A 4,917-nucleotide genomic window follows, 5' to 3' on the forward strand; every position below is an offset into this window, starting at 1 on the left:
CTATTAAATAACGCTGAGTCATATGCGTTGGTCAGTGCTACGGTTGCCTGGATGCCGAGCGGGGCGGGTGCTAGGCGTTCGGGGGAGGGCAATGGCCGAGCGTGGCGCAGTGCGTGATGCCTGGCAAATTCACACCGCGTTGACCGACCTCATAGGCAAGGCGGACGCGAAGGCGTCCTTCGCGCTCGCCATCGAGTCGGCGGCGTTGACGGCGATCATCGCGATGTCAGGGCCTCGTGAGCCGTTCGGTGTCCAGAAGGGCTTCTTCTCGGTTGCTTCCTTGCGGGCGGGAGTGGTCATGATCTGCTTGGGCGCTCTGACCGCGGTCATCGCGGTGATGCCACGACTCTGGGCGAGCCCTGCCGATCGGCAGTGGCCCCGGAACCACATCTACTTCGGTCATTTACGCCAGTGGGATCCACACCTCCTCGCCCGGAGGCTCGCCGAGGAGGATCCGCTACCGGCTCTTGCGCGCCAAATCGTGATTATGAGCCGGATTGCCTGGCTGAAGCATCGCTGTGTGCAGTGGTCGCTGGTTCTTGCGACGGCGGGGGCGGTCCTGGTCGTCCTCGCGGGCTTCGGGGCCTGACCCGAACCGGGCGCCGAACTAGGGGGAATCGCATGGGAGGGCAAGGCGCAGCCAGAACCACGTTCTGGTCGCTGCTCGACGATGCGGACAGGGTCGAACTGCTCAAGGCCGGGCAGCCGCATCACTATCCACGTGACGAAGTGATCTTCCGTCAGAACGACCTGTCCGACTACCTGCTGATCGTTCGAAAAGGCTGCGTGAAAGTCGTCGTCCACTCCGCCGAGGGCTACGACACGATTCTGGCCCTGCGCGGCCCGGGGGACCTCCTCGGCGAACAAGCCGGCTTGGACGGGCTTCCTCGGTCGGCCACCGTCGCCTGCCTGACCGATGTCCGTGCACTGGTCATCCCTCTTGACCGGTTCTCCGTCGTCGTCAGGGCCCGGCACAGTGTCTCCCGTGCCCTGCAGCACACCCTCTCCGACAGGCTGCGCGAGGCCGACCGTCATCGTGCCGCGACCGGGGCGGCAGGGGTGCGTTGTCGGCTCGCCGCGCTGCTGCTCGAACTGAGCGAGGAATACGGTGTGCGCACCGACCTCGGTGAGATACGGATAGCCCTGCCCCTGTCCCAGGACGATCTGGCGAGTCTGTTGCTGAGCTCGCGCCGCACGGTGAGCCGGGTCTTCGAGCAGTGGCGCTTTTGCGGCTGGGTACTCACCGGCCGCCGCACGATCTTGATCAGACATGTCGACGCGTTGAAGTCCCACGTGGCGGAGGGCGGGGGTGGCAAGCGCTGAGCCCATGGGCTCACAGCCAGGGGAGCAGGGCGCCGATGAGGCTGCCGATGATCGGCGTCGACATGAACAAGGCCATTGTCAGACAGTCGCTGCCGGCTGTGGGAGCGCGTGCTCCCACGACACTCGTGGTCCAAGCGTGCTGATCCGGCACCGGTGTGACCGTCGAAGCCGTCTGTGCCGCCTCGAGCAGCGGCCCTATCCACTCGCCCGGCGACGGCCGCTGAGAGGGCTGCGGAAGCAAGCCTCGCTGGGCGAGCCACCACAGTTGGCCCGACACCGTCCCGATGGCGGTGCTGTCGGTGTCGGTGAGTGTTCTGGCGAACAGCCGTATCGCCAGGAGCGCGAACTTGTAGGAATCGCTGCCGGTGGTGGCGCGGGGCTCGCCCGGGGGCGCCTGCCAGTCGGGCGTCTCGGCCTGGGGCAGCGCGCTCCGGCCGTGGATGCGCATCGCGTCGCAGTCGATGAAGAAGCAGGTCGGTTCCGGCCCCTGGCTGAACAGCAGGTTTTGCGGTGAGAGATCACCGACCACCACTCCCAATGTGTGGAGCCGGGCCAGGGTGTAGGCCAGGTCGATGAGAAACCGCACCCGTTGCCGGTCGGTGAAGGCCGGACCGGTCCCGTGCAGCAAGTTGACGCTGTCGGGATTGAGCAGGAATTGCACGCCTTGCAGTTTCCACTGGCGATGCGCACCTTTTCCGATGACCATGTGGAGTTCCGAGGGCACCTCCCTCATCACGAAGCCGCATACTTTGCCGGCATCCGTCACCAGTCCCGCAGGCCAGGCCAACCGGTCGGCGATCCATTTGCCGTCGGCCTCGGGAAGCGAGCCGAGGAACGCCACCATCGTCTCCAGGGCGGTGACGTCCAGATCTGGCAGGACATGCGGGTGATATTCCTTGAAGACGGCGGGCCATACACGGTTCACACGGACGTTCGGAGCCTTCCACACAGTGCCCTGACCACCCTGGCTCAGCTCGGCGAGCGGCCCTAGTTCATCCTTGCGCAGCCGTGGCACCGTCATCCCGTATCACTGGGCCTTTCCCCGCACGGATGGTCGCGGCCGGATGGCCAGCAGCGTGCGGTCGTCGTCGAACGTCTCCCGGGAGAAGTCCAGAACATGGGCGAACTCCAGCGGGGAAGGCCACGAGGAGCGGCTCAGGAACCGGTCGAAGAGCTGCCCCACCTGGCCCTGTCCGTCCCCCAGCGGATCACCGAAACCATCGGTCCCCACCAGCAGGACCTCGCCGCGGGTGACGCTGAACCGCTGCGGCAGCACCTCGGCCGGCACTCGGGGCAACGGGTTCACCGCGTTCGATACCACGACGTCACCGTCGCTGGTCTTGCGTCCCAGCACCGGGCGGTATCCGCAGGAGTCCAGCAGCCAGGCGCCGGAGTCCCCGATCTGTACCGCTTCCGCCTTCAGGCGGTCACCCGCCGGGGTGACCACACCCGCCACCAGAGTGGTCGCCAGCAGCCGTGCGGTCGCCGCAGAGTCCCTGCCGTCCACGCCCGGCAGCCGGGACGCGTACTCGACGAGATGCCAGGCCGTGTCACCGATGGCTTCCGTCCAGTCCGGTGCCGTCCCCGAGTCCAGCTGCCGCAGCAGCAGCCTCACGACCGTCCGGCACGCCGAGGCGGCGCCGATGTGTGCGTACGGGGCGCTGGAGACGCCGTCCGCCACCGCGAACACCACCGCCCCGGTACGCGGGTGGGCCACTACCACCGCGTCGTCCTGCCGGGGTATCCCCCCGTAGCGGTGGGAGTACCCGCGTACGGAGGCCAGACGAATCGTCGCCGTGTCGGACGACCAGCCGTCGCACAGGAAGTCAGGCCGATACTCGATGTCGTACGCGGAGGGTTTGGGCTCGAATTCCATGATCGGCCGATCGATGACGACCGGCTGGAATTCCGGGATCGTGGCTTGCCCCGGTGAGCCCCGGGACGGCCGTGCCGGCTGCTCCACCTCGGGCTCCTCGTGTGCGTCGGCCTCTGGGCCGCTGTTGCGGAACAAGCAACGGGCCCAGCGGAACAACAGCAGCCCGATCACGACGTCGACGGCACGCTTCCTTCGTCGGCGGCCCATGTCACACCACGTCTATCGCAAGGGTGAAGCCCTGAGGGGGGTTGACAGTCAGCTGTGGCTGTTGGGTATCCAGTGTGGGGACCGAACTGACGATGCTCTTGGTCAGCTCCGAACAGAACTTCGCGATGGAATCCCCGACGTTCGCTCCGGGGATCGAGACGTAGGCGAATTCCTGGCGAGTGGCGACCTTGAGGATCGTGCCCGGCTCCGCCTCCCCGATGCCACAGGCGATGATGTTGGGTGCGGCTCGGGTGACGGTCCGGTCGGTCAACCGCGCGTGAGGAGTGAGCCAGTCCTCCTCGTCGTTGGGCTGGCCGTCGCTCAGGAAGAACACGGCCGGGCGGTGCACCTGGTATTGCTGCCCCTTGAGTGCCTGCACGTCTCTGGGGATACGGGTGAGCAGGTCGGTGAACGCGGCCTGATAGCTGGTGGTGTACGACGCGGTGAGCCGCGGGATGGCCTCGACGAACCGGAGGTCGACCAGGGGCAGCCGTTCGCTGACGTCGTCGGAGAAACCGATCACCGAGAAGCGGACCTTGGAGGCGACCATCGGTTCGCCGAGCAGGGCCTGATGCAGGGAGTCCAGTCCCGCGTTCAGGTCGTCCATGTGCGGTGCCATGGAGCCCGACTCGTCGGCCAGCACATAGACGGGAAGCAACTGGCCGCGGACATCGCTCATGGGAGGGTTCCTTTCCCGAGGAGAGTCGTGTTTGTCTTCGTGCGCTGGAAGCCGGGCGGCGTCTCCATCGCCAGGCTCGGGCTGCCGGAGAGCACCATGCGGCCGAATCCGAGGACGCTGGCCGTCAGGAACGCCGCGAACCGCCGTGCCCCCGTTCGCGGGGCCACCCCTGGCAGCGCGGTGAACGCGGTGTCCGGCCCCGTGGCGATCCGCGAGATGATCTCCGGGTCGGCGTCGCCCAGACCGGCAGCGACGATGTTCGGTGCGTAGCGCTGGGTGGCCCGGTCCACCAGTTGCCGGTAGGCGGCCGCCCAGGGCTCACCCTTCTGCGGCGTGCTGCTGGAGAAGAAGAAAACCAACGGCCGGTGGACCCGCTGCCCCTCGCCCTTCAGCTCGTCCACATCGCGCGGCACGCGGTTCAGCAACTCCTCGAAGACCGCACTGTACGAGGCCGAGGCTCGTGCCCGTAGCCGGTCCCGCTCGCCGCACAGGCGGGCGTCCTCCGCGAAACCGATGACGGACAGCCGTACCGAGGCGGCGACCGCAGGCTCCGCCGCCAGGGCGGTGCGCAGTTCTTCCAGGCCGTCGTTGAGATCGCCGAGGAACCCGGCGGTCGCCGCGGACTCGTCCAGCACCGCGTAGACCGGGATGACGCCGTTCGGTGCCGCTTGGACCGGGCCTGCGGGGACCACGGTCGGCGCGTTCGTGTCCTTCGAGGCCGGAGCATCGTCCACCGTTCCTGGGACGGTGGCCCTTGAGAGATCCAGATCCGGCGGCAGCGGTTCGTCCCAGGCGGTCGGGTCGGGGGGTGGCGGAACCGGCCCGGCGGGGT

At 67.5% G+C, this 4,917-nt stretch carries 6 protein-coding genes; 2 read left to right on the top strand and 4 right to left on the bottom strand.

The genetic code is table 11. The annotated features are described in order from the left end of the window. Window positions 1-91 precede the first annotated feature (91 nt). A complete protein-coding gene (locus K6I33_RS31855) occupies window positions 92-589 on the top strand; it encodes a Pycsar system effector family protein (protein WP_229358026.1) in 498 nt (165 codons plus the stop codon). Between the two features lie 32 nt (window positions 590-621). Next, window positions 622-1,323 carry a Crp/Fnr family transcriptional regulator gene (locus K6I33_RS31860; protein WP_229358027.1) on the top strand — a complete coding sequence of 234 codons (702 nt, stop codon included), beginning with the start codon at window positions 622-624 and terminating at the stop codon, window positions 1,321-1,323. Window positions 1,324-1,333: 10 nt separating this feature from the next. Here K6I33_RS31860 and K6I33_RS31865 read toward each other — a convergent pair whose 3' ends face one another. From K6I33_RS31865 to K6I33_RS31880, 4 genes are all read right to left on the bottom strand, one after another. Continuing rightward, complete coding sequence (locus K6I33_RS31865; RefSeq protein WP_229358028.1) at window positions 1,334-2,344, bottom strand: hypothetical protein; 1,011 nt, start codon at window positions 2,342-2,344, stop codon at window positions 1,334-1,336. Window positions 2,345-2,350: 6 nt separating this feature from the next. Then, window positions 2,351-3,286: a protein phosphatase 2C domain-containing protein gene (locus K6I33_RS31870; RefSeq protein WP_229358029.1), complete on the bottom strand. Its 936-nt coding sequence runs from the start codon at window positions 3,284-3,286 to the stop codon at window positions 2,351-2,353. A gap of 121 nt (window positions 3,287-3,407) precedes the next feature. Continuing rightward, the gene (locus K6I33_RS31875; RefSeq protein WP_229358030.1) at window positions 3,408-4,085 is read right to left on the bottom strand and encodes a hypothetical protein; all 678 of its coding nucleotides are present in this window, start codon (window positions 4,083-4,085) and stop codon (window positions 3,408-3,410) included. Next, window positions 4,082-4,917: hypothetical protein (locus K6I33_RS31880; protein ID WP_229358031.1), on the bottom strand; the 836-nt coding region annotated here is incomplete at its 5' end. The genes K6I33_RS31880 and K6I33_RS31875, both read right to left, overlap by 4 nt.

The organism is Streptomyces sp. UNOB3_S3 (assembly GCF_020740895.1).
In the GTDB taxonomy this organism is placed as follows: Bacteria; Actinomycetota; Actinomycetes; order Streptomycetales; family Streptomycetaceae; genus Streptomyces.

Excerpts from the sequence above, each read along its gene's own strand:
- K6I33_RS31855 (WP_229358026.1), top strand. The coding sequence starts at position 92 with ATGGCCGAGCGTGGCGCAGTGCGTGATGCCTGGCAAATTCACACCGCG.
- K6I33_RS31860 (WP_229358027.1), top strand. The coding sequence starts at position 622 with ATGGGAGGGCAAGGCGCAGCCAGAACCACGTTCTGGTCGCTGCTCGAC.
- K6I33_RS31865 (WP_229358028.1), bottom strand. The coding sequence starts at position 2,344 with ATGACGGTGCCACGGCTGCGCAAGGATGAACTAGGGCCGCTCGCCGAG.
- K6I33_RS31875 (WP_229358030.1), bottom strand. The coding sequence starts at position 4,085 with ATGAGCGATGTCCGCGGCCAGTTGCTTCCCGTCTATGTGCTGGCCGAC.